A 24299-nucleotide genomic window follows, 5' to 3' on the forward strand; every position below is an offset into this window, starting at 1 on the left:
CGCACGTCAGTTGGACCGTTCCGTTCCCGTCACCGTGTGCCTCTTTCGATGTCCGTCCACACCCCCATCCCCGCAAGTTCCTTGCAGATCATGCATCCCCGGTAGGCCACGGATACCTGGTAGTCCGGTTGGTACATCGCATCGAGTTTCTTTCGCGTGCGGTCGGTCAGGCATTCTTTATAGTGATCCACGGTGGCCAGAAGGCCCCGGCTCCGGATGCTCTGGAGAAAGGGGTGCTCTTCGATAAAATCGGCCAGGCTGTTTTCCCGCATCTCGCCGATGGGGGCGATGTCGAAGGCCGGATTTTCCCGGAAGGGCAGGCAGTAGTGCCAGCGGTCGTCGATGAAGGGGCTCTGGCCGCAATGGGCGTAAAGACTCATGCGGTTCATGATCTCGCCGTTGTTTAAGGCGTCGAATTGGGCATCATCGAGTCCGAGGCGGGCGGTCACATCCTTTCGGAAATGGGGCAGGAAGGAACCTATGGTATCCTTGACACCGGTTGAAAGACTGACCGAGGGGCAGTCTGCGATGAAGTCCTGGCCCGCTCCCAGCGGCGCAAGCGGGGTAATGCGCTGGAATACCGACGGATAGCTCGCTTTGAGCTTTTCATGCATGGCGTCCTCCCGGAACAGGGTCACCAGGGCGATGGGCAGCACGCGACTTTCGGTGTCCGCCACGGCGGCGCAGAGGTTTTCCAGGGGCAGGCAGCGGCCGTCGATGAAATTTTCCTGGTAGTCGGCCACGCTGACGCCGATGATGAGGGTCTGGTTTTCTGCGACAGACAGCCGCTTGATCAGGTCGGTCACGTAGGAGAGGTTCTCGAACCGTTTGCCGTTGGTGGGCATGGTGATGCTGCGGATCAGCCCCAGGCGGGACAGGGCGATCAGCACATCCCCCACATCTTTGCCCCCGTCCTTCCAGATGGTCGGTTCGCCGCCGGTGACAAACTGGAAGCCGATGGTGTAGCGCTTTGCCAGAACCCTCAGGTCGTTCATGTATCGTTCGATATCATCGAAACAAAGCTTGTGGGCCTGGTGGTCGGGGATTCTCAGGCAGGCTTTGCAGCGTTTGTTGCAGGCGTCGGTCAGTTGCAGGGCGGGGTAGATTTTTTCGGTCATGGTTTCCTCGGACAGGTTCGGGGCTCAACGAGCCGTTGATAAGCGGTGGCATGATTCGGTCTGATTATCAGACTTGATGCAAAGGCGCCAGTGTTTCCTAAAAAAAACAGGAAATAATCGTGCCGTTGTCCCGTGAATAGTTTTGACATGCACGGCAGGGGTTGATATGGAAAAGCATCGCCGGACAATTGGGGGGGGGATCGCCTGCATTCAATGGACTGTCATTGTTTGTCTCATAAAAAGCATTTTACCCCGAGCGGGGAAATAACCGTGTCAGGGAAGTCACCCAAGTTTCGGATCTTTTTCCTGGTAGTCATTGCGCGGCGCATCATGACGTTTTCAGCGGTCCTGTCAATGATTTTTCCCGGCAAGCGGGGCGACGGTTCGGTCCTTGTCCGCTGTCGGCGAGCCGTTTGAACGTCGAACGCACAGCCCCGTTGAATCGAGTCTATTAATAAATAAGGAAGGAAGACGAGTGACATGAAAGCATGCATGCGGGTGGTATGGCTGATCGTGCTGTCTCTTGCGCCGATGGTGTTTAATGCCCCGGCCCGGGCCATCGAGGTTTCTGGTGACATTACGGCCGATACGGTCTGGGATGCGGGCATGAGTCCTCTTACCGTCACCGGGGATCTGGTGATCGCCGAAGGGGTCACCCTGACCATCGGGCCCGGGGTCCGGGTGGAATTCGCCAATGCCTCGAGTTCATCGGACGGCTATCACATCGAGGTCAACGGGGCCCTGACGGCCCGGGGCAGTGAGGGAGATCCCATCGTGTTCACCGCCGCAGACACCAGCCGTTACTGGGAATATATCAATTTTACAGCCACGGCCGCTGCCTGGGACGAGGGCACCGAGACCGGATCGATCCTCGAGTACTGTATCGTGGAATACGCCGGTAACGGCAGCGACGGCGCCCATGGTCAGGCGGCGGTGATGATGACCGGCGGCGCCGGAACCATCCGGAATTGCGTTGTGAGGTACAGCAAAACCGCAGGCGTTCTGGGCTATGGCGGGGTCTTTGACATCGCTTCCAACAGGATCCATGACACCACCTGTGCCATCCGGCTTATCGAACCCCTGGCCGCCCAAATCACCGACAATCATCTGATCGAAAACGAACAGGGGATGGATGTGGATTCGGCCTCCCACGGAGTCGAAATCTCCGGCAACACGGTGGTTGCCGCCTCGTCCGAAGGCAACGGCGCCTGCCTGGCCCTCAACCTGCTGTACCATGACCGTCTGTCCGCCTACCGCTGGCGGCAGATCGAAGGCCCCGCCGTGACCTTGTCCGATGCCCAGGCCCTTGCCCCCACGTTCACCGTGCCTGACGTGAGCGCGGATGAAAGCTTTGTGTTTCAACTGACCGTGACCAGTCTGGACGGTCTGGTCGCCACGGATACGGTGACCATCCAGACCGGCTGGGACAACCAGGCTCCCCTGGCCGATGCCGGGGCCGATCAGGCCGTGATCGAAGGCGTACGGGTGATGCTCGACGGGACGTCCTCCTTCGATGCCGATGACGGCATCGCGTCCTGGGACTGGCTCCAGACCTCGGGACCCGCCGTGGTCCTGTCTGAGTCGGCAACCACCGGGCAGGCCTATTTTACCGCCCCTGCGGTCACAGGACCCGTGGATGAGGTGGTGATCGTCGAGCTTTCCGTCACCGATTCCGGCGGCCTTACAGACCGGGATACGGTGGTGATCCGGGTGGCCGATTCAGTGGTGCATCCCGAACCCGTGGCCGAAGCCGGGCCCTTGCAGTCGGTCGATGAAAATACGGCGGTGACCCTGGCCGGAACCCTTGCCAATGACCCCGCAGACAACATCACCGTGGTGTCCTGGTTCTGGGAAAGGACCGCAGGGGATTATGTGGCGCTGACCGGCACCACCACGCAGAATGCCGCGTTCACCGTCACCGATGTGACCGAGGACGGGGCTTCCTACACCTTCAGGCTGACGGTGACCGACGATGAGGGCAACCAGAGCACGGATACGGTGATCGTCAATGTGCTGGACACCGATGATGCCACGCCCAACCAGCCCCCCGTGGCCGGAGCCGACATCACCCTCAATGCCGTGAGCATCACCACGGTGTCTGAAGGCACGACCAACGTGATTCTCGACGGCTACGCCAACTCGACGGATCCTGAGCTCAATATCGACAGTTATGTCTGGGAACAGGTGGCTGGTCCCACGGTGACCCTGACCAGCACGGGCAGCACGGGAGAAAAGCGGTTTACGGCACCCGACGTGAGCGAGGACACCACCCTTCGTTTCCGTCTGACCGTCACCGATGACGGGGGACTCCGGTCCGTGGACGAGATCGACCTTGTGGTCGAATGGACCAACCAGCCGCCGGTTGCCCGTGCCGGGGATGACCAGACGGTCAACGAAGGCCTGCGGGTCCTGCTCGACGGATCGGCATCCACCGACGACAAAGCCGTCACCAGCTATCTCTGGTCACAGATTTCGGGATCCCCGGTGACCCTGTTCAACGCGGATGCCGCCAAAGCCTATTTCGCCACCCCGGAAATCACGGCCGATGAGACCCTGGTTTTCGTCCTCACCGTGAATGACGGCGCGTTTCCGGTCCAGGATCTGGTCCATGTGCGGGTGCTGGCCGCTGATGATCCGCCGGTGGCCGATGCCGGTCCCGACCGGGTCGTGGCCTGGGACACCGACCCGGTGACCCTGGACGGCAGTGCGTCGGAGGATCCGGAAGATCCGGTGACGGGCATCGTCAGCTATCTGTGGGAACAGATTGCAGGCCCCGATGTGACGTTGTTCGACGCCGACACGGCGGCCCCCCATTTCACCGCGCCGCCTGCGGGAAGTGACGACTACGTGAGCCTGACCTTTCAACTGACGGTCACCGACGGCAGCGCACAGACCGGTGTCGACACCGTGGTCGTCAATGTGACCGCAGATCCGACGGGCACCGTGCCCACGGCCGTAGCGGGTCCCGGTCAGACCGCGCCGCCGGGCACCGTGGTCACGCTGAGCGCCGCCGGTTCATCGGATCCCCAGGCCCTGCCCGTGTTGTCCGTGACCGGCAACGACTTCAGCCTGGATGACGACACGGAAAATGCCAACGCCCTTTCCCTGGCCCGTGCCCTCAACGCCAACGTGGACCTCACGATCACCGGCAACAATCTGGTCCAGGTTCTTGGCAGACATCTGGTCTTTCTGCATGACTTCGGATCGCCCGCGGGAGCCATCGCCATGACCGGCAACTGGTGGGGCCTGGCCGACACCGCCGCCATCGCGGCTCTGATCTATGACGGCGCGGACAACGCCCTGCTGCCGGAGGTCACCTTCGATCCCTTCGAGGCCGGGGTGTTGGACGGTGCGGGTTCGTCCCTGTCCTACCCGCCCATGGTTATTCTCGGCGACGACCTGACCGTGGATCCGGATGAGCCGGTCACACTGGACGGCACCGACACCTACGATCCGGACGACCATCTGACCTACCTTTGGGAACAGACCGGGGGCAAGGCCGTGACCCTCAACGGCGATCATACGGTCACGGCCACCTTCAACGCGCCTGCCGTCACCGATGAGGACGAGGAGGGGGCCGGTGTTCTGACCTTCCGGCTGACCGTCACCGATCCCCAGGGATTTTCCGATTCACGGACCCTCTCCGTGACCATCAATACCGAGGAGGACGAGGATGCCGCCAGTTACGGTTCTTCGGGTTGTTTTATCGGAACGGGTCTGGGCAGAGGGTGGTTTTAAGCGTCACGCGACGACAAACGGCGTGACGGTGTGGGACCTTCACGCGAAAGATAAAAGGGTTTTTTATGAAACAAACACTGGGTTTTCTGATCGTCTGTCTGCTGATGATGTGTGGCGCATCGCCTTCTTTTGCCTGGTACTATGCCGTGGGAGCCGGAGATGGGGGCGATGCCGATGCTTCGGGCTTCACGCTGGAGGTGGGCAAACGGGATGTGATGCTGTTTGGTCGTCCTTTTCTGGTGGCCGCAGCGGTTCCTCTGATTCTCCACGGGGATGACCATGTGCCCGACGGCACCCATCCCGGGCCGGTGCCCCACAACGATTTCATCGTCCTGGGGGATGAGGACGACGGCACGGAGCGGGGCCTTCTGGGCAAGATTGGCATGGAAATCAAGGAATCGGACACCTATGTGACCCTGATTCTGGGCCTGACCCAGGCCAACACCGTTTCCCTTGCCCGGTCGAACCCCACGGGGGAGGTCTATGTCCAGGGTGAGGACGAGGAGATGAATGCGGTCTTCGGCCTGGGAATCAGCTACTTCGCCTCCTTTCAGGACGGCGGGCTTGCCATGATTTTTCAACTGGATATCGACAACCGGCGCGGCCTGACGGGTTCCGTCGGCTGGTGCTGGTAACCATGAAACACAGGGGACCCTCCCTGGGGTGGCTTATGAAAACAGCGATGACATGCATGCTGACCCTTTTTCTTTTTCTGACTCTGCTGTCTGTCCGGCCGGTCCGGGCCGACGCCGATGCGGCCACGGCGCCCCCGACACCGCCTGCCGATGCTTCGGATCGCCTGCCGTCGGTGATGAGCCTTGAGGCCTTTGTCCGGCTGGTGATGGAGAGAAACGAAACCGTTCTTTCTCAGCATCTGGACTATCAGATCAGTCGGGACGCCGTGACCGGCGAGCGGGCCGTGTTCGAGCCGGAGTTCGTGAATTCCTATGAACGGGGCGACGATCACGCCAAATATTCCAACGAAGACAAAACCTCCATGCTGTTCGCCACGGAAAAGGACGAGCGGGCGGCGGATCTCAATGCCATGGTCCAGGGGAAAATCCCCACGGGTGCGGCGGTCAAAGCGGGATACACCCTTCGGGAGTACAGGGACCGGGCGTCGAGCAGCAACGGGACCCAGTTCAAAAGCTATCTGGGGCTCGAGATCACCCAGCCTTTGCTCAAAGGGGCCGGCGAGTCCCTGACCGCAGACCTGAAGGTGGCGGAAAAAGACGCGACACTGGCGTTCCAGCGGCTGAGACTCACGCGCATGGAAACGGTCCAGAATGCCCTGTTTACCTGCTGGGATCTTTATGCCGCCAAGGAAAAACTGGCCATCCGCACGGCCTCGGTCGAGATCGCCCAGTCCATCCTCGATGACAACCGGGAGAGGTTCAATCTGGGCAAGATGGCCGAGACCGAGGTGCTGGAGGCCGAAGCGGGACTGGCCAAACGCAAGTCCCAGGAAAGTCAGGCCCGCCAGGATGTGATTGCGGCCCTCAATGCGGTCAGGACCTTTTTGTCTCTGGCTGACAGCCGCCTGTCCCTTTCCATTGATTTTCACGATCACGTCACGGCCCACCGGGTCAAGCCCGAGGCCCATACCGTGGTGACCGAGGCCCTCAAACACCGCCCCGAATACCTGGCGGCCCGCAAACGCATCGACCGGGAGAACATCAAGGTCCGATTTGCCGAAAATCAGCACTGGCCCCAGCTCGATCTGGTGGGCAGCTACGGAATCAACGGCCTGGGGGACAGTGCCGGTGATTCCTGGAACGACGGCATGGACGAGGACTATCACACCTGGAAGGTGGGGGCCACCCTGACCGTTCCCCTGTTCGGAGGCTTGCGGTCCAAAAGCGGTCTGTCCATCGCCCGGCACCAGAAGCGTCAGGCCATCCTTCAGCTCAAATCCGTGGAAGTGGAGATCGTCAACCGGGTGGACACGGCCGTCAAGGATGTGTACAGCGCCTACGAACAGGTGGACTACGCCATCAGGGCCCGCAAGGTCTACCAGCGGCTGCTGGACGCGGAACTTTCCATGCTCGATGCGGGCCGCAGCAACAGCCGCCTGGTTCTGGACAAGGAAGAGGATCTGAACTTCGCCCGGGAATCGGAAGTGGACAGCTTCGTGTACGGCAAAAAAGCCCAGGTGAGCCTGGACATGGCCCAGGGGCTGCTGCTCAGCCGCTATGATGTCGATCTGAGGGAGGACGCCGGTGAATAAGTTGTTTTTCCTGTTGGCGGCGGCTTTCGCCGCCGTCAGCCTCTGTTCCGGGACACCGGCCCTGGCCGCCTACACCGTCAGCGTGTCCGGCCTGACCGAACCCATCGGGGACGTGGTTCTGAGTTTCGATGTGGACGGCGTCATCGGTGCCATTCATTTCAAGGAAGGGGACCGGGTCGAAAAGGGCGGACGAATTCTCGCGCTGGCCAAACAGATCGAGGAACTCGAGGTGCTGCACAGCAAACTGATCTTTGAAAGCAAGGTCGAACTCGAATCGGCCAAAGCCCGGTCGGACACGATGAAAACCGTCTACGAATCCACCCTCGCCCTGTACCGGAAAACCGGATCGATCAGCAAGGAGGAACTGGACAACAAGGAACTGGAATACAAACTGGCCGAGGCCGAATACCAGAGCCGCGTGATCGCCGAAAAGCGCGAAGACCTGGAATATCGTATGGCCGTGGAGAAACGGGACAAGTTGATCATGACCGCTCCCTTTACGGGCACCATCACCGAAATTCTGCTCGATGAGGGGGAAAGCTGTGAAAACCGTCAGCCCCTGGTGCATCTGGTCGACACCAGCCAGTGCCTTCTGGTCTGCAACATCGAAGCCCCCCTGGCCCAGGGCCTGAAAGAGGGACAGGCGGTGGATCTGTCCATCCCCGTGGGATTCGATCAGCTGGCGTTCAAGGGCCGGCTGATCTTCGTGTCCCCGGTGGTCGATCCGGCCAGCGGACTGGTGATGGTCAAGGCCCGTTTCGACAACCCGGACGGCCGGGTCCGCCCCGGTGTGGCCGGGTCCATGATCATCCCCGTGGCTTCGGACAAAACCCTTGAGACCTATTGAACGGACGGACCATGTCTTTTGAACACAGGAATCACGACGCGGAAGCCCAGGCGGCTCTCCGCGTTTTTGATGGGTTGAGGCGGTTTGACGGCAGTCCCCCCGATTTCTGGGCGGAATACATGGAGGCCTGCAGGCGGCTGGTGGGCGGGGCGTATGCCCGGCTGATGGTGATGGAGACCGGGCAGACGTCATGGAAAACCATGGGTGTCTGGCCCCCGGCCCGGCGACGGGACGCGAATCAGCCCGAGGCCGAGGCCGAATCGCTCCGCGTGGCGGATGCGACCTGTGACCAGGGGCTCCTGGTCACGGACCGGGCCCCCGGGGGCACGTTGATCGGGCTCAGGCTGGATGCGGGGGAGGCCGCCGCCCGGGCCGTGGCCCTGGTCCATGTGGACCGGTTTGAAGACGGCCTCAATGCCGACGAGGCCGGGGTGCGTCTGTCGCTGGTGGCCGATGTGCCCCTGTTGTATCAGATGCGGAAACAGGCGGACAAGGCCCGAAGCGATGTGGTCCGCTTCGCCGAGACGCTGGATCTGATGGTGCTGCTCAACGCCGAGGAGCGCTACCGGGCTGCGGTGATGACCTTCGTGAACGAGATGGCCGCGCGGTTTCGCTGCTCCCGGGTCAGCCTGGGCTGGCAGATCGGAGACTACGTGCGCATCCAGGGCATCAGCCACATGGAGCAGTTCGAAAAGAAAATGGAAGCCGTCCAGGGCCTCGAAGCCGCCATGGAAGAAACCCTGGATCAGGACGAGGAAATCCTCCTGCCCCCGCCCGAGGGCCAGAGTGCCGTGGTCCGCGCCCACGGTGCCTTTGCCGAAAGTCACGGCGGACGCTATCTCTTGTCGCTGCCCATCCGGCCCGGTGACAGGCCCAAAGCCGTTCTGATGTGTGAACGGGACAAAGAACCCTTTTCGGACAACGAGATTCAGGGTCTGCGACTGTTCTGTGATCAGGCGACCCGGCGCCTTGACGATCTGCGTGTGAACGATGTCTGGTTCGGCCGCCGGATGGCTCGGACCGCCCGGAAAAAACTGTCGGGCCTTCTGGGGGTGGAACACACCTTTGCCAAGGCGCTGGCCATCGTCGGATTTTTTCTTCTGGCCTTTCTTCTGTTCGGTCGGCTGGAATACCGGGTCGAGGCCCCCTTCATTCTGAAAACCGATGATGTGGCCTACCTGCCCAGCCCCTTCGAGGGCTACATCAAAACCGTCCATGTCCAGGTGGGGGATGAGGTGGCCGCCGGTCAACCCCTTTTGAGTCTCGACACCCGTGAGCTTCTGATCGAGGAATCGGCGGCCATCGCCGACAAGAGCCGCTATCAGCGGGAATCGGAAAAATCACGGGCCCGTTACGCCCTGGCGGAAATGAAAATCGCCCAGGCCCTCCGGGAACAGGCCGAAGCCAAGCTTGAGCTGATCCGCCATCATCTGGCCAACGCCGACATCCGGGCGCCCTTTGCCGGCATCGTGGTCGAGGGGGATCTGCGGGAAATGCTCGGTGCGCCGGTCCGCAAAGGCGACGTGCTGTTCAAGGTGGCCCGGATCGAAAACCTCTACGCCGAGCTCAATGTGGACGAGCGGGATATCCATGAGATCCAAAAGGCCCAGATCGGTCAGATCGCCTTTGTCAGCCGTCCCGAGTTCAGTTACCCCATCGTGGTGGAACGCATCGATCCGGTGGCCCTGTCGCGGGATGAGGGCAATGTCTTTCCCGTGCGCGGCCGTCTCGACGATGCGGCCCAGACCTGGTGGCGTCCGGGCATGAGCGGGATTTCTAAAATCAACGCGGGCAAACGCAACGTGCTGTGGATCATCACCCACAGGACCGTGGAGTTCCTGCGTCTGTTTTTCTGGTGGTGATATGGCGGGATCGGGCAAGACCTTCAGTGAATCCTGGCACCGTATCGCGGGTCTAAGGCTTTCGCTGCGCCCCGGCGTCCATGTTCGCATGCAGCGCTTTCGCGGTGAGAAATGGTATGTGTTCAGCGATCCCTTCACCAACGGCTTTTACCGGGTCCGTCCTCCGGCCTATGACTTTCTGATCCGCCTTAGCCCCACGCGGACCGTGGAGGAGGTCTGGGAACAGTGCCTGTCCATGGCGCCCGACTCGGCGCCGGGCCAGGAGGATGTGCTTCAGCTGCTCACCCAGCTCTATCATGCCAACCTTCTTTACACAGAGCAGGCCCCGGACGGCCGGGCGCTGTTCGAGCGGTTCAGCAAACGCCGTCAGCGGGAAATAAAATCCCGGTTTCTGAGCATCATGTTCATGCGGATACCCCTCTGGGATCCGGACCGGTTTCTTAGGGCCGCCATGCCGCTGTTCCGCCTTCTGATCAGTCCCCTGGGCGCGCTGGTCTTTCTTGCGGTGGTGGGGCTGGCCCTGAAAACCGTCATCGACCACGCCGATCTGGCGGGCCATCAGGCCCAGGGGATCCTTTCCCCCGGCAACCTTTTTCTTTTGTATGTGGGGCTGGTGTTCGTCAAAAGCCTCCATGAACTGGGCCATGCCGTGGTCTGCCGAAGGTTCGGCGGCGAGGTCCACACCATGGGGGTGATGCTTCTGGTCTTCACGCCGCTTCCCTACATGGACGCCACCTCCAGCTGGTCGTTTCGAAACCGCTGGAAACGGGCCTTCGTCGGGGCCGCGGGCATGATCATCGAATTGTTCGTGGCGGCCCTGGCCACCCTGGTCTGGGCCCATACCGGGCAGGGCACCGTCAACAGCCTGGCCTACAACATCATGTTCATCGCCTCGGTGTCCACCCTGGTATTCAACGGCAACCCCCTGCTGCGGTTCGACGGCTACTACATTCTTTCGGACCTGTTGGACATTCCCAATCTGGCCCGGCAGTCCAACCTCCAACTGCGCCATCTGGCCGAAAAACACCTGTTCGGATATCAGGATTCCCAAAGCCCGGCCCGAACGTCCAAAGAAGCCTTCTGGCTGAGCGTTTTCGGTGTGCTCAGCGGCTTGTACCGGATTCTGGTGTTCACGGGGATCGTGCTGTTTGTGGCCGACAAGTTTTTGCTGGCCGGTCTGATCATGGCGGTGATCTGCCTGATTTCCTGGGGCCTGGTGCCCTTGTACCGCTTTTTCAACTACCTGGCCACCAGTCCCCGGCTGGAACGCACACGCAGACGGGCCGTGGGGGTGTCGGCGGCCCTTTTTCTCACAGTGGTGTTCGCCCTGGCTATTTTCCCTTTTCCCAATCGGTTCCGGGCGCCGGGCGTTCTTGAAGCGGTGGCCTACATCAAGGTGATCAACGAGGCGCCGGGCTACATGGACCATCTGCTGGTTCCCTCCGGAACCCTGGTGACACCGGGGACGCCCCTTCTGACCCTGTCGGATCCGACCCTTGTGATCGACACGAAAAACGCCAAAGCCCAGAAACAGGAAACCCGTGCCCTTCTGATGCGGGCCATGAGCGAGGATGTGGCGGATCTCAAACCCTTGCGGCGGCGATTGTCGGTCATCGAAAGCCGACTGGCCGATCTGGAGCACCAGAAGAACAATCTGGTGGTACGGGCCCGGCAGAAGGGTGTCTGGGTGGCACCCACGGCCGCCGAGCGGATCGGTTCCTTTCTGCCCAAGGGCTCGCCCATCGGAGAAATCGTGGACCACGGGGCCTTCCGGTTTTCCTCCATCGTCTCCCAGGACGACGCGGCCCATCTGTTCGTGGACCGGATCAGAAAGGCCGAGGTCAGGATCGCAGGGCATGCGGCCCGCAACGTGGCGGTCAACGATTACACCATCATTCCCTTTGAACAGAAAAAACTCCCCTCCGCAGCCCTGGGCTGGCTGGGCGGCGGCGATATCGCCGTGTCTGCCGACGATGCCGGCGGCACCCAGGCCGCCGAATCATTTTTCAGCATTGACGCGACGCTTGACACCACCGAGGGGGTCGTGTTTTTCCACGGACGATCCGGAAAAATCCGCTTCACCATGGATCCCGAACCCCTGCTGGTCCAGGGTTTCCGCGCCCTGCGCAGACTTCTCCAGAAACGGTACCGGATATGATGCGTCCCACCGCCGATTACCGCAAGACGAAAATCGAGATCCCCGGCAAGCTGCATCAGGGGCTGGACGCCTATGCCCACGGTCTTCTGGGAACGTGGGGGCGCCGGGCCGTTCACCGTCGCCGCCTGCTGGTCGAGGCCGGGGACGTGGCGGAGAAATCCCTTGCGTTGAAGGATCTGTCCAGCCGGGATCTGAACGCCCGGCTCCGGGAGATCAAACAGACATTCCGACGGCAGGGCAGGGATCAGGAGGCCCGGGTTCCCGAGGCCCTGGCCCTTCTGGTCGAGTGTGCCGAACGCACCCTGGGTCTTCGCCCCTATCCGGTCCAGGTGGCCGGGGCCCTTGCCCTGTCACGGGGCTGCCTCACGGAGATGGCCACGGGGGAAGGCAAGAGTCTGACGGCCTGCCTTCCGGCGGTGCTGGCCGCCTGGTCCGGACGCCCCTGTCATATTGTCACGGTCAACGATTACCTGGCCAGTCGGGATGCGGGGGAGATGAAGCTCTTCTACCAGGCCTGCGGTCTGTCTGTCGGGGCCGTGACGACGACCATGGCAGCGCAGGAACGGCGTGAGCAGTATGACAAGGGGGTGGTGTACACCACCAGCAAGGAACTGACCGCCGATTTTTTAAGGGACCGGCTGATGCTGGGCGCTGTACCCCAGGCTTCCCGCCGTCTGATCAGGCGGTTTCTTTTTCCCGAAACCCGCACCCACGATCATCTGGTGCTGCGGGGCCTGTTCACGGCCATTGTCGATGAGGCGGACAGCGTGCTGATCGATGAGGCGGTGACGCCTCTGATCATTTCCCGGCCCCAGGAAAACCGCATGCTGATCGATGTGATCGAACAGGCGGGCCGTCTGGCCGGTCATTTACTGCCGGATCGGGATTATACGAAGGATCTGAAGTACAAGGACATCCGTCTGACCGAGGAGGGTGAGGACCGCATCGACCGTCTGACCCGGACCCTTTCCGGTTTGTGGAAAAGCCGGGACCGCCGGACCGAACTGATGATCCAGGCCCTGTCGGCCCGGGAATTCTATACGCGGGACAAACAGTACGTGGTTCAGGACGGGAAGGTGGTCATCGTCGATGAGTTTACCGGGCGTCTGATGCCCAACCGGACATGGCGTCAGGGCCTTCATCAGGCGGTGGAGGCCAAGGAGGGGATTGGTCTTTCCAATCCCAGCGAGACCCTGGCCCGTCTGAGCTTTCAGCGGTTTTTCCGTCTGTTCCGCCATCTGTCCGGCATGACCGGCACGGGTCTGGAGGCGGCCGGAGAATTCTGGCAGATCTACAATCTCACGGTGATGACCATTCCCACCCACCGCCCCTGCATCCGTGACCTTTATCCCAGCCGGATTTTCGCCACGGCCGACGAACGCTGGCAGGCGGTGGCCGATGAGGTCGAGGCCGTTCAGCGCCTGGGCCGCCCGGTTCTGGTGGGCACCCGCAATGTGGCGGCCAGCGAAACGGTGGCGGCAATTCTGCGTGACCGGGGCCTTTCCTTCAACCTCTTGAGTGCGGTCTATCATCAGGAGGAGGCGGGCATCGTCCGGGCCGCAGGCCAGCAGGGCCGGATCACCATCGCCACCAACATGGCCGGTCGCGGCACGGATATCAAGCTGGGGCAGGGCGTGGCCGACAAAGGCGGCCTCCACGTGATCGCCACCGAAGGCCACGAATCCGCCCGGATCGACCGCCAACTGTTCGGCCGCAGCGCCCGCCAGGGCGATCCCGGCAGCGCCCGGGCCTTCATGAGCCTCGATGACGAACTGATCACCCGCTTCGTGGCCGAACCCTTACGCAAACGCCTGGCCGACGCCCTGGCCGCCAACCGCCCCACCGTCCGCAAACTCAGCGAAACCCTCTACCACAGAGCCCAGCTCTCCGCCCAGCGCCTGGCCTACCGCCAACGCAAAAACGTCCTTGCCATGGACACCTGGCTCGAAGAAGCCCTCTCCTTCGCCGGCCGCAACCCTCTGGACAGCTGACGCCAACCCCAATTTCAAATCGAAATCGAAAAAACGCCTCCGGCGTCCCTTCCGGGGGACCGCCTTTTGAAAAGGCGGCCAAACGGGTTTTGGGGTTTTCAATAAGGGCGGTGGCATGTGATGTGATGCTGTTTTTTTGGACAGGCATGGCCGGAACCTGTGAACGAGGGACACCACGCCACCCGTCCACGCCGTCCACCCTGTCCACCCGACTCGTGCGAAACGTTTGGTCACCACGGAGAAGGGAGAAAAAGAGATAGGAAAAGAAATGGCTGACCCGGCCCTTTTGCTTGACTTCCTGGTGGGGATGATATCTATTTTTGGGTATTTTTTGATGGTCTCGTATCATGTCAATAAAGGAGGAGATGAATCATGACCGGTATGTCAACGATCGTTCGATCGGCTCGGGCGCGGTACGCCCGAGCAAAGGCCACCCATGGGGCGGCCCTTTGGGTCTGTCTGGTGGCGCTGTTTTTCCTGGCCGGGGCGAAACCGTCCGAGGCCGAGTGGCCCCGCGTGGCGTTTTCAAAGGACGGCACGCCGATCTCATATGAGGTCTTTGGCACAGGCGAACCGACGCTGGTGTTCGTTCATGGCTGGAGCTGCGATGCCCGTTACTGGCGTGGTCAGGTGCCGGTGTTTTCAAAAAAGCATCGTGTCGTAGTGCTTGATCTCGCAGGCCACGGCCATTCCGGAATGTCCCGCACGGACTATACCATGGCCTCGTTCGGAGAGGATGTGCGGGCCGTCACGGAATCGACGGGAAGCAGGAACGTCATTCTGATCGGTCATTCCATGGGCGGTACGGTCATCGCCGAAGCGGCCTGTCTGATGCCTGATCGTGTCGTCGGACTGATCGGCATCGATACCCTTGTGAATATCGAGTACCCGATGACATCGGAAGCCCTGAACGCGATGACGGCACCCCTTGCGGAAAATTTTCGCCAGGGCAGCAGGCAGTTTGTCAGCGAGATGATTTCAGCCGAAACCGATCCCGGGCTCCGCGAATGGATTCTTTCCGACATGTCGGCCGCACCGCCCGGCGTTGCCCTGAGCGCGATGCATGACATGCTGACACAGTACGTCACCGGCCGGGCGGCAACGATCTTCGAAAAAATCCGAATCCCGGTCGTCACGGTCAACGGCGACATGTGGCCCGTCAATGTCGAGGCGAACCGACGGCACATGCAGTCCTTCAACGCCATTGTTCTTCAAAAAGCCGATCATTTCCTGATGATGAACCGCATCCCCGATTTCAACCGGGCCCTTGGAAAGGCCATCCTCATGGTCACGGAAAAACACGCACAGCGGACCCCTTGACCAAGCGACCCCAAAGCCTGCCCACCAAATGCCCGCCACCCGTCCACGGGGTCCACTCCGTCCACCCTGTCCACCAGGCGCGTGCGAAACGTTTGGACACCACGGAGAAGGGAGAAAAAGAGACAGGCTCAGAATCGACGCGGCGGAACAAAACATCGAGCGGTGTTGCAAATGAAAACAACCTCAGCGTCACCTGCGTTTATCCTGTAATAAATGATGTATTGTAAGCCAACGGGATAGCTGTTAATATGGCAAAAATTTCGTTCGGCTTTTTCAGTGATCCCGTTGCAGGTATTCCTGTGACGGGTTTTTTTGGTTCAAGAAGCAGGAGTTGCCATGCATTACACGATTTTTGACACCCCGGTTATTCGGACCATCATGCGCCTCGTTTCGGTCATGGTGTTGAAACTCAGCGGATGGACGGTGGCGGGGAAGGCCCCGGATTTGAAGAAATACGTGATGATCGCGGCGCCCCACACGACAAACTGGGACTTCTATTACACCATGCTGATCTCATTCGCCATGGGTATCAAGATCTACTGGATGGGCAAGAACACCCTGTTTCGCTGGCCTTTCGGGTATTTTTTCAGATGGATGGGCGGTATCGCCATCGACCGGAGCAAATCGGACAATGTGGTGGCCCAATCCGTTGCGGCCTTTGACCGGGCCGATCAGCTGATCGTGGTGATCCCCCCCGAGGGCACACGATCCAAAGCGCGGTACTGGAAAACAGGTTTTTACCACATCGCCCATGGGGCAGGCGTTCCCATTGCCCTGGGATTTCTTGATTACAGGCTGAAAAAGGGCGGGATCGGTCCGGCCCTGATGCCCACCGGCGACATCGACGAGGATATGAAACTGATCAAAAGTTTTTACGGCAACGTGTCCGGCAAATACCTGGACCTGACCAGCGATGTGAGTCTGATCACCGACGATTACATGTACATCGATTACAGCCGCATCATCGAGCCTGCGGGGTCCATACTGTACTCATCCGGTGATCCGGATGCGGACCGCCTGATGCTTCAGGCCTATTATGTCGATATCACCGGTCAGTCGTCTGCCCGTGTCAGATGACATTGGGCCGCGAACGGTGAGGGGCGAAAAGGCCCAAAGGGCGTCGTTTCCGAAATATTAAACAACCTGACGTATGCGATTTGTATGTGTTTCCCCTGATGTATTCCCACCGCTTAGTTTTCGTGATAAAAAAAGCCTGATTGCCTGATAAAAGGAGACAGTTCCCATGCGCTTGACATACCGTGCCGTCGATGCGAAGGATATTCCTGCGATATGTGCCTTTCAAAACTGGGTTTCACGCCCCACGGCATCGAAGAACGGACGGATTACGCCGGCAACCGTGTGGCCCTGATTCATATGGTCCGGGCCGTGGGATCATCTTTCATAGAGGAATGAGGACATGAACATCCCCACACGCACCATCGTCGTTGCCCTGGCCCTGGTTGCGGCCGCCGTTCTGGCTTGGATCATCGCAAGTCGGATCGATGGCGAAACGGGACGTGCCGGGCGAGCGGGCGAGCCCATGCCCATTGCCGTGGAGATCGCCCCGGTCGAGCATCGGCCCATGACCTGGACCCGCACCTTCAGCGGCACCCTGGAGGCCCGGGACCGGTTTGTCGTGGCTCCCAAGATCGTTGCCAGGGTCAAGCGGCTGTCGGTGGATATCGGCGACACGGTTCAGAGGGGCCGGCTGGTCTGTGAACTGGACAACGAGGAGTATGTCCAGGATCTGGCCCAGGCCCAGGCCGATCTGACGGTGGCCAACGCCAATCTGACCGAGGCGGAAAATGCCCTGATCATCGCCAACCGGGAAATGGACCGGGTCAGGACCCTGAGTCGCCGGGGGATCACCTCCGATGCCCAGCTCGATGCGGCCAAAACGGTACAACTTGAAAAATCGTCCCGCCTCGAGGTGGCCAAAGCCCAGGTGACCCGGGCGGAGGCCTCGGTGGAATCGGCACGGATTCGTCTGGGTTACACCCGGGTTACGGCCGAATGGATGGGCGATGACGACGAGCGGGTGGTGGCGGAACGGTTTGTGGACGAGGGCGATACGGTATCGGCCACCGATGCGCTGCTGTCCATCGTGAATCTCGACCCCCTGACCGGGGTCATTTTCATCACGGAAAAAGACTATGCCCGGCTGACGGTGGGACAGACGGTCCGGCTGAGCACGGACGCCTATCAGGGCGAACACTTCGACGGCATCGTCGCCCGTATCGCCCCGGTGTTCCGTCGGGAGACCCGACAGGCACGGGTGGAGATCCGGGTGCCCAATCCGGACCACCGCCTGAAACCGGGAATGTTCATCCGGGCCGATGTGGTGCTCGATCACCGGGACGATGCCGGAGTCATTCCCGAGGCGGCCCTGACCGTCCGCCAGGGGGAGACCGGGGTGTTTGTCCTTCAGGCCGACAGCCGGCATGTGGCCTGGCAGACTGTGGCGGTGGGGATCCGTCAGGGGGATGTGGTGGCCGTATCCGGTCTTGACGCCGGATCGTTTGTGGTCACCCTGGGGCAGCAGATGCTTTCCGACGGGTCAGCGGTGACGATTCCCGAACAGGCATCCGACCAAGGCTCGGAGGCCCTATGAGCCTGGCATCGTTCAGCGTCCGTCGGCCGATCTTCACCATGATGATCACCCTGATCGTGATCAGCCTGGGGCTGGCCGCGCTTTTTCGTTTGCGGATCGACCTGCTGCCGGACATCGAACTGCCCACCGTGTCCATCCGGACGGATTACGAGGGCGCCGGACCCGAGGTCATGGAACGTCTGGTCACCCAGATTCTCGAGGAGATCGTGGCCACGGTGCCGGGGGTTGCGGACATCCGTTCGGAAACCCGGGAAGGGGAAAGCACCATCCGGGTGAGTTTCTCCTGGGGTACGGACATCAACACGGCGTCTCTGGATCTCCAGTCCCGCATCGAGGATGAAATCAATGAGCTGCCCGACGACGTGGATCGTCCCCGGATCCGCAAGTTCGATGTGAACAGTTTTCCGGTGGTGATTCTCGGCGTCGCCGGAACGCTGGACCCGGTTGAAATGACCGAGCTGATCGAAACCCGGGTCAGAAATCGTTTTTCCCGTCTCGAGGGGGTGGCCCAGGTGGATGTCTGGGGCGGCTTTAACCGGGAGATCCGGGTGGCGGTGGACCATGAACGGATCAGGGCTTTGGGCGTTTCTCTGCCCCGGATTCTGGAGGTCCTCAAGCAGTCCAACGTGGATCTGCCCGCCGGAAACATCGAAAAAGGGCAACACGAGGTGGTGTTGCGGGCGCCGTCGGAGTTCAGGAATCTCGATCAGATACGAAACACCGTGGTGGATGTCATTGACGGGGCGGTGGTGACCCTTTCCCAGGTGGCCGATGTTCAGGATACTTACGAAAAAGTCACCCGCCGGGTCCGTGTCAACGGCGAACCGGGTATCCGGGTGGGTATCCGCAAGCAGGCCGAGGCCAATACGGTGGACGTGGCCAGAAACATCCTTCTGGAAATCGAACGGGCCAATCGGGAATTTCCCCAACTGCGGATCGTGCCCGTGATCAACCAGGGCAATTTCATCGAGCGGTCCATCCGAAACGTGGCCGGCTCCGTGCTTTACGGCGGCGGCTTCGCCATCCTGGTGCTTTTGTTTTTTCTGCGTAACGTTCGAAGCACCCTGGTGATCTCTCTTTCCATTCCCATTTCCATCATCGCCACCTTCACCCTGATTTATTTCGGGGGCTTGACCCTCAATCTGATGACCCTGGGCGGACTGGCCTTAGGGGTGGGCATGATGGTCGACAGCTCCATCGTGGTGCTGGAAAATATCTTCCGCCGGAAAACCGATGAGGGAGAGTCCGCCCAGATCGCCGCAGTCACGGGTACCGGAGAGGTGGCGGCCGCCATCGTGGCCAGCACCATCACAACTTTGGTGATTTTTCTGCCGCTGATTTTTCTCAAAGGGGTGACCGGGGTTCTGTTCCGGGAATTGGCTTACGTGATTGTTTTTTCCCTGATCTGTGCCTTGCTGGTGGCCCTGAGTCTGGTGCCCATGCTTTCATCGAAGTTGCTCCGCATGCCTGCTAAACGAAGCGGTTCATTGACGTGGATCGATGCGCTGAGCGCCCGGGCCGAAGGCTTTTTCGACGGCCTTGAATCCGGATACAAAACCCTGATTGCAAGGGTTCTGGACCATCGGGCGGCGACCCTTGTGATCACGGGCCTGATGCTGGCGTTCAGTCTTCTGCTGCTGCCCCTGATCGGTACCGAGTTTCTTCCGCCCAGCGATGAGGGGGAGGTCCGGGTCACCGGGGAGATGCCCATGGGCACGCGGCTTGATCTGGTCGATCGTCAGCTCCTCTGGATCGAGGCGGTGGTCAGGGACGCGGTGCCCGAGACGGTGTCCGTGGTGGCCGCAAGCCGCGGCGGCGACGAACCCGAGGGGGAGATCCGGTTGTCACTGACGCCTGCCGGCCTTCGGAGCCGGTCGAACACGGACATTGCCGATGATCTGAGACGACGGTTGACCGGCATGATTCCGGGGATGACCGTTCGGGTCCGTGCCCCCCAGGGCCAGTTTATTCTTCAGCGCCTGCTGGCCGGCGATGAAGGCATCACCGTGGAAGTCCGGGGCTTCGACCTGTCCTTGCTCGATGCCCTGACCACCGATGCGATCGAGGCCCTGGGCCGGGTTGACGGCATTACGGATATCGATTCCGATCGGGTGGCGGGGCTTCCCCAGCAGACCCTTCTCGTGGATCGGGACAAACTTGCCGACCTGGGATTGAGCGCCAGGGATGTGGCCGAGGTGATCCGGACGGCGGTGGCCGGGACAAAGGCCGGGGAATTCAGGCCGGAGGGGGATGCCTATCGGATCTTTGTCCAGCTGAAGGAGGCCCATCTGCGGTCCATGGACGAGATTCTCGATCTGACCCTGAACACCCCCGCCGGAGATGCCGTCGCCCTCAGAAGCGTGGTCACCGTCGAGGCCGGTCTGGGGCCGTCTCAGATCAACCGCAAGGATCAGCAGCGGCTGATCACCGTCATAGGGAATGTGTCGGGGCGGGATCTGGGTTCGGTGGCCGAAGACGTTCTTCGAGAACTGGACCGTATTCCTCGCCCCATGGGCTATGACCTGGCCCTGGCCGGAAACTATGAAGAGCAGCAGAAATCCTTTCGTGAGCTGTTGCTGTCGTTGTTTCTGGCTTTGATTCTTGTGTATATGGTTCTGGCCTGTCAGTACGAATCCTTTGTCAATCCGTTGATCGTCATGTTCTCCGTACCCGTGGCCGCCGTGGGTGTTCTTTTCACCTTGTTTCTCACCCACACCACCCTGAACATCCAGTCCTACATCGGTTGCATCATGCTGGGCGGCATCGTGGTCAACAACGCCATTCTTCTGGTCGATCAGGCCGGCCGGCTGAACACCCGGGGCCATGGGGTCCGTGATGCCGTCATCGAGGCGGGCCGAAGGCGTCTGAGACCCATTCTCATGACCAGCCTGACCACGGTGTTCGGACTTCTGCCCCTGGCTCTGGGTATCGGGGAGGGGGCCGACGCCCAGGCCCCCCTGGCCCGGGCCGTGGTCGGCGGGCTGATCGGGTCCACCCTGATCAGCCTGGTGCTGATCCCGGTGATGTATTCCCTGTTCCATCCCGAACGGTCGGGGGAGGTGTGATGATGATTCGTCTGGGGCTCAAACAGGTGGCTTGTTGTGCGATGTTTCTTCTGTGTCTGCTGCTTTCGGCCGGGTCGGGCCGGGCGGAATCAGCCGATTCCGATGCCGACCCGCTTCGATGCGAAGACGGGATCGTGCCGGACCTGCCGGCAGACGATCTTCTGCCGTTGAGCATCGAGCAGGCTGTGACGTCGGCTCTGGAACACAATCGGGATCTGCGTGTGCAGCGCCTGGAACCGATCCGCATCGATACCTTCGCGCGCATCGAACAGGCCGCTTTCGATCCGGAGCTGTTTGCCGAACTGGCCTGGACCCGGGACGAGGATCGTCTCAATCCGGTCCTTGCGCGTGAGACACAGGGCGAGGCCCGGCTGGGCATGCGCAAAGCCTTTGACACCGGCACCCGGTTGGAACTTTCCTTGTCCCGACAGCACATTCGCGAAACCGACGAACCGAAACGCCGGGAATCCTCCGTGGGGATGAGTCTGACCCAGTCGCTGCTCAAAGGATTCGGACCGTCGGTGAACCGGGTCCGAATCCGGCAGGCGGCTCTGGACACAACCATCAGCCGTGAAGAACTGAAAGCCTTTACCGAACGTCTGGTGGCCGATACGGAGTTGGCGTACTGGAATCTGGTGCTGGCCGAAGAGACGATCATCATTGTCGAGCAGTCCCTGGCCGTGGCCAGAAAACAGCGGAGTGAGATCGAAGAGCAGATCGCCATCGGTCATCTGCCCCGGACCGAAGCGGCGGCGGCACGGAGCGAGGAGGCCCTACGTAAACAGGATCTGATCGACGCCCGGAGCCGGGTCGAACGCTACCGCCTGATCCTTCTCAACCTGATCGATCCGGAGCGGGACGAGGCCCGGGTCCGGGCTCTGACACCGCCGTCCATCGATACCCTTCCCATCACCGATGCCTCCGAACGGCTGGCTTTGGCCGAGGCCCTGAGGGCCGATCTGGCCGAGTCCCGGCTGAGGCTGGAACGGCATGATCTGGAGACGGTGATGACCCGAAACGGGCTGCTGCCCAAGCTTGATTTTTTCGTGTCCCTGGGGCGGACCGTCGACGGCAACCGGCTGGACAACGTGTTTGAATCCGAAAACCGTGCCGACGATATCGCCGTTGGTCTGTCGTTCAGCCATACGCTGGGCAACCGATCGGCCCGGGCCAGGGAGGAGGCCGCCCGGACCTCCCGGCTCCAGGCCCGGCTGGCCGTCGACAACCTGATCTCCCTGATCCGCCTGGATGTGAAGCTGGCCATCAATGAGGTCGAGCGTCTGAGAAAGCAGATCACAGCCACCCGGACCACCTGTCTGTTCCAGGAACAGACCTGTGTCGCTGAAAAGGACCGCTTCGATGTGGGCGCCGGCACATCCCTGATGGTGGCCCAGGCCCAGCGAGACCTTCTATCCGCCCGCCTGGCCGAAGTCGAGGCCCTGGTCACCTACCGCATGGCCCTGATCCGCCTGTTTCTGGCCGAAGGCAGTCTTCTTGCCATGCGCGGCATCGATCTTGACTGATAGGCAACGGTGTCCGGGTTTTAATCATTACCCCACCCGGCCGACCCCCATTAGACGCCTGAACATCCAAGCTGTGCGTATATCTCAAACGGCGCATCAAAAATCATGACCTGAGCCGTCACGGCGATATGAGCTTATACAGACCCAACCTTCCTTTTATAAAGATGCCGTGAAGATTCTCCTGCCTGGCCGCCTGTCCATACGTTTTTCTTCGTGGGGCAAAATCATCAGGATCAGGCTGCAACCAACAACGTCATCCGCAACGTCGGGAAGAATCTTTCGGCAGCCACGACCTTACACAACCTTGCCCGCCATGATTGCCTGACAGATAGTGGAAAAAATGGTGCCGGATCAAATAAGCCCTTGACATTACGGTAAATATGTGAGTCAAAAATTATAAATATCCGATATTAAAGGAGATATAATCATGGCGACGCACAGCCCGGTTACGTTCAAAAACGTTGAAACTCTGCCCATCCACGAAACGCTTTCCCACCAGCTGGAGGCATGCCTTAAACATCATAAACGAAAATGTCCTGGTTTGACTGATATTGAATTCATTCTCGCCTGTGTCAAGAGAGTTATAACTCTCAATCAAAGCGGAAGGGATTTTTTGCAATTCCTTCATGATGTATTCAATAGTCATGTCCCCCGATCGACGTTTTTCGATGCTTTAAAATCAAAACGAAGATGCCGTGCCGTCAAGGAATTGAGCGCCCTTTATCACGACCTTTTATCTGCGGGACTGACCGGCAGAGGCATTGACAATCTCTCGGCATTTCCTGAACTCAACGAATTTGATATTTTCGCTGCTGACGGCCATTTCATTGAACATCCAAGCCACTTGAAAAAAATGAGTGATCAACGAATTTATGCCCCTGGAAATATCTACATGAAAAATATCCGGAACGGCCTTGTCCAACTTCTTACACCCGTTACGGATGGGACATCTAAAGCTCATGAGCTGCCACACTTCAGGAAAGCCATCGAGACTATGAATATAATGGTTAACCTGATTTGGATTGTCGATCGGGCCTATGTGGACTACGCATGGTGGGAAAAACAGAAGAAGCGGGGCCATCTTGTTATTTCAAGGACCAAGTCCAACATGTCGCCCATCTATTGTGGAGAGAGGCCATTCGATGCCGATGATCCTGTCAACCAAGGGGTCGTCAGAGATCGCACAGGGGGATTTCCAAACTCTTCCGCCATGGTTCGAATTATCGACTACGTTCATCCCGAAACCGGTGAAGAAATAACGTTTTACACAACTCTCGGAAATGATCTCCGGCCGGGTCTTATCTGTTGGCTTTATTTTTTGCGCTGGAATATCGAAAAGGCCTTTGACTGTTTTAAAAACGCATTGGGTGAGAAAAAAGCCTGGGCCACCGGATTGAATGCGCTTCAAATCCAAGGACATTCCATTGGCATCATTTACAACTTTATCCGTTTCCTTTCTGAAACGGTTCAGAACGAGCACCAGACCTCGGATAAAAAAGCCGAAAAAAAATACCGTGATCAACTGGACAAAAGATCAAAGATCGCCGAGGCACATCATCGCTTTGTGCATCCCTTGCTCTATCTATGCCGCCACATCTCCCGAATTTCAGCACAGATCGTAAGGCTTATCAGAAATCATTTTTTCTCGCCGAAGCCCCTACGTGACCTGATTCCATGCTTTATTCACCGACTGGAATGGTATTTGTGACGGAAACCCGGACAGCGTTGCCCCATTGGGCGAATGAGACTTAGGTTTCGAAATGGAAGAGATGTAACATCTCCGGCCCTTTCTTTTTATTCACAGGGCGGCTTGCCGGTGAAGGGGAATCCGTGGTAGTG

At 59.9% G+C, this 24299-nt stretch carries 15 protein-coding genes; 14 read left to right on the forward strand and 1 reads right to left on the reverse strand.

What is annotated here, in order from left to right:
* Positions 1-29: 29 nt before the first annotated feature.
* A complete protein-coding gene (locus tag ACYQ11_RS12900) occupies positions 30-1118 on the reverse strand; it encodes a radical SAM family protein (protein WP_459924208.1) in 1089 nt (362 codons plus the stop codon).
* Between the two features lie 480 nt (positions 1119-1598).
* Between ACYQ11_RS12900 and ACYQ11_RS12905 the strand changes: the two genes are divergently transcribed.
* From ACYQ11_RS12905 to ACYQ11_RS12970, 14 genes are all read left to right on the forward strand, one after another.
* The gene (locus ACYQ11_RS12905) at positions 1599-4856 is read left to right on the forward strand and encodes a PKD domain-containing protein (RefSeq protein WP_459924209.1); all 3258 of its coding nucleotides are present in this window, start codon (positions 1599-1601) and stop codon (positions 4854-4856) included.
* 65 nt (positions 4857-4921) lie between these two features.
* On the forward strand, positions 4922-5491 hold the full coding sequence (locus ACYQ11_RS12910) for a hypothetical protein (protein WP_459924210.1): 570 nt from the start codon (positions 4922-4924) through the stop codon (positions 5489-5491).
* 35 nt (positions 5492-5526) lie between these two features.
* Entirely contained in the window at positions 5527-7083 is a 1557-nt protein-coding gene (locus ACYQ11_RS12915; RefSeq protein WP_459924211.1) for a TolC family protein, read from the forward strand.
* Positions 7076-7930 carry an efflux RND transporter periplasmic adaptor subunit gene (locus ACYQ11_RS12920; RefSeq protein ID WP_459924212.1) on the forward strand — a complete coding sequence of 285 codons (855 nt, stop codon included), beginning with the start codon at positions 7076-7078 and terminating at the stop codon, positions 7928-7930. Before ACYQ11_RS12915 ends, ACYQ11_RS12920 begins: the two co-directional genes overlap by 8 nt.
* Before the next feature lie 11 nt (positions 7931-7941).
* Positions 7942-9792: a GAF domain-containing protein gene (locus ACYQ11_RS12925; RefSeq protein ID WP_459924213.1), complete on the forward strand. Its 1851-nt coding sequence runs from the start codon at positions 7942-7944 to the stop codon at positions 9790-9792.
* A 1-nt stretch (position 9793) separates the two neighbouring features.
* A complete protein-coding gene (locus ACYQ11_RS12930) occupies positions 9794-11950 on the forward strand; it encodes a hypothetical protein (protein WP_459924214.1) in 2157 nt (718 codons plus the stop codon).
* Complete coding sequence (locus ACYQ11_RS12935; RefSeq protein WP_459924215.1) at positions 11947-13941, forward strand: preprotein translocase subunit SecA; 1995 nt, start codon at positions 11947-11949, stop codon at positions 13939-13941. The genes ACYQ11_RS12930 and ACYQ11_RS12935 overlap by 4 nt, the downstream gene beginning before the upstream one ends.
* Positions 13942-14313: 372 nt before the next feature.
* Positions 14314-15261 carry an alpha/beta fold hydrolase gene (locus ACYQ11_RS12940; RefSeq protein ID WP_459924216.1) on the forward strand — a complete coding sequence of 316 codons (948 nt, stop codon included), beginning with the start codon at positions 14314-14316 and terminating at the stop codon, positions 15259-15261.
* Between the two features lie 336 nt (positions 15262-15597).
* Positions 15598-16338, forward strand: a complete 741-nt coding sequence (locus tag ACYQ11_RS12945) for a lysophospholipid acyltransferase family protein (RefSeq protein ID WP_459924217.1) — start codon at positions 15598-15600, stop codon at positions 16336-16338.
* 213 nt (positions 16339-16551) lie between these two features.
* The gene (locus ACYQ11_RS12950) at positions 16552-16674 is read left to right on the forward strand and encodes a hypothetical protein (RefSeq protein ID WP_459924218.1); all 123 of its coding nucleotides are present in this window, start codon (positions 16552-16554) and stop codon (positions 16672-16674) included.
* 4 nt (positions 16675-16678) lie between these two features.
* Positions 16679-17872, forward strand: coding sequence for an efflux RND transporter periplasmic adaptor subunit (locus ACYQ11_RS12955; protein ID WP_459924219.1), 1194 nt, complete (start codon positions 16679-16681; stop codon positions 17870-17872).
* Positions 17869-20937 carry an efflux RND transporter permease subunit gene (locus ACYQ11_RS12960; protein WP_459924220.1) on the forward strand — a complete coding sequence of 1023 codons (3069 nt, stop codon included), beginning with the start codon at positions 17869-17871 and terminating at the stop codon, positions 20935-20937. Before ACYQ11_RS12955 ends, ACYQ11_RS12960 begins: the two co-directional genes overlap by 4 nt.
* Positions 20937-22460, forward strand: coding sequence for a TolC family protein (locus ACYQ11_RS12965; protein WP_459924221.1), 1524 nt, complete (start codon positions 20937-20939; stop codon positions 22458-22460). Before ACYQ11_RS12960 ends, ACYQ11_RS12965 begins: the two co-directional genes overlap by 1 nt.
* Positions 22461-22887: 427 nt before the next feature.
* Positions 22888-24168, forward strand: coding sequence for a transposase (locus ACYQ11_RS12970; protein ID WP_459924222.1), 1281 nt, complete (start codon positions 22888-22890; stop codon positions 24166-24168).
* Positions 24169-24299 lie beyond the last annotated feature (131 nt).

The organism is Desulfatiferula olefinivorans (assembly GCF_054657895.1).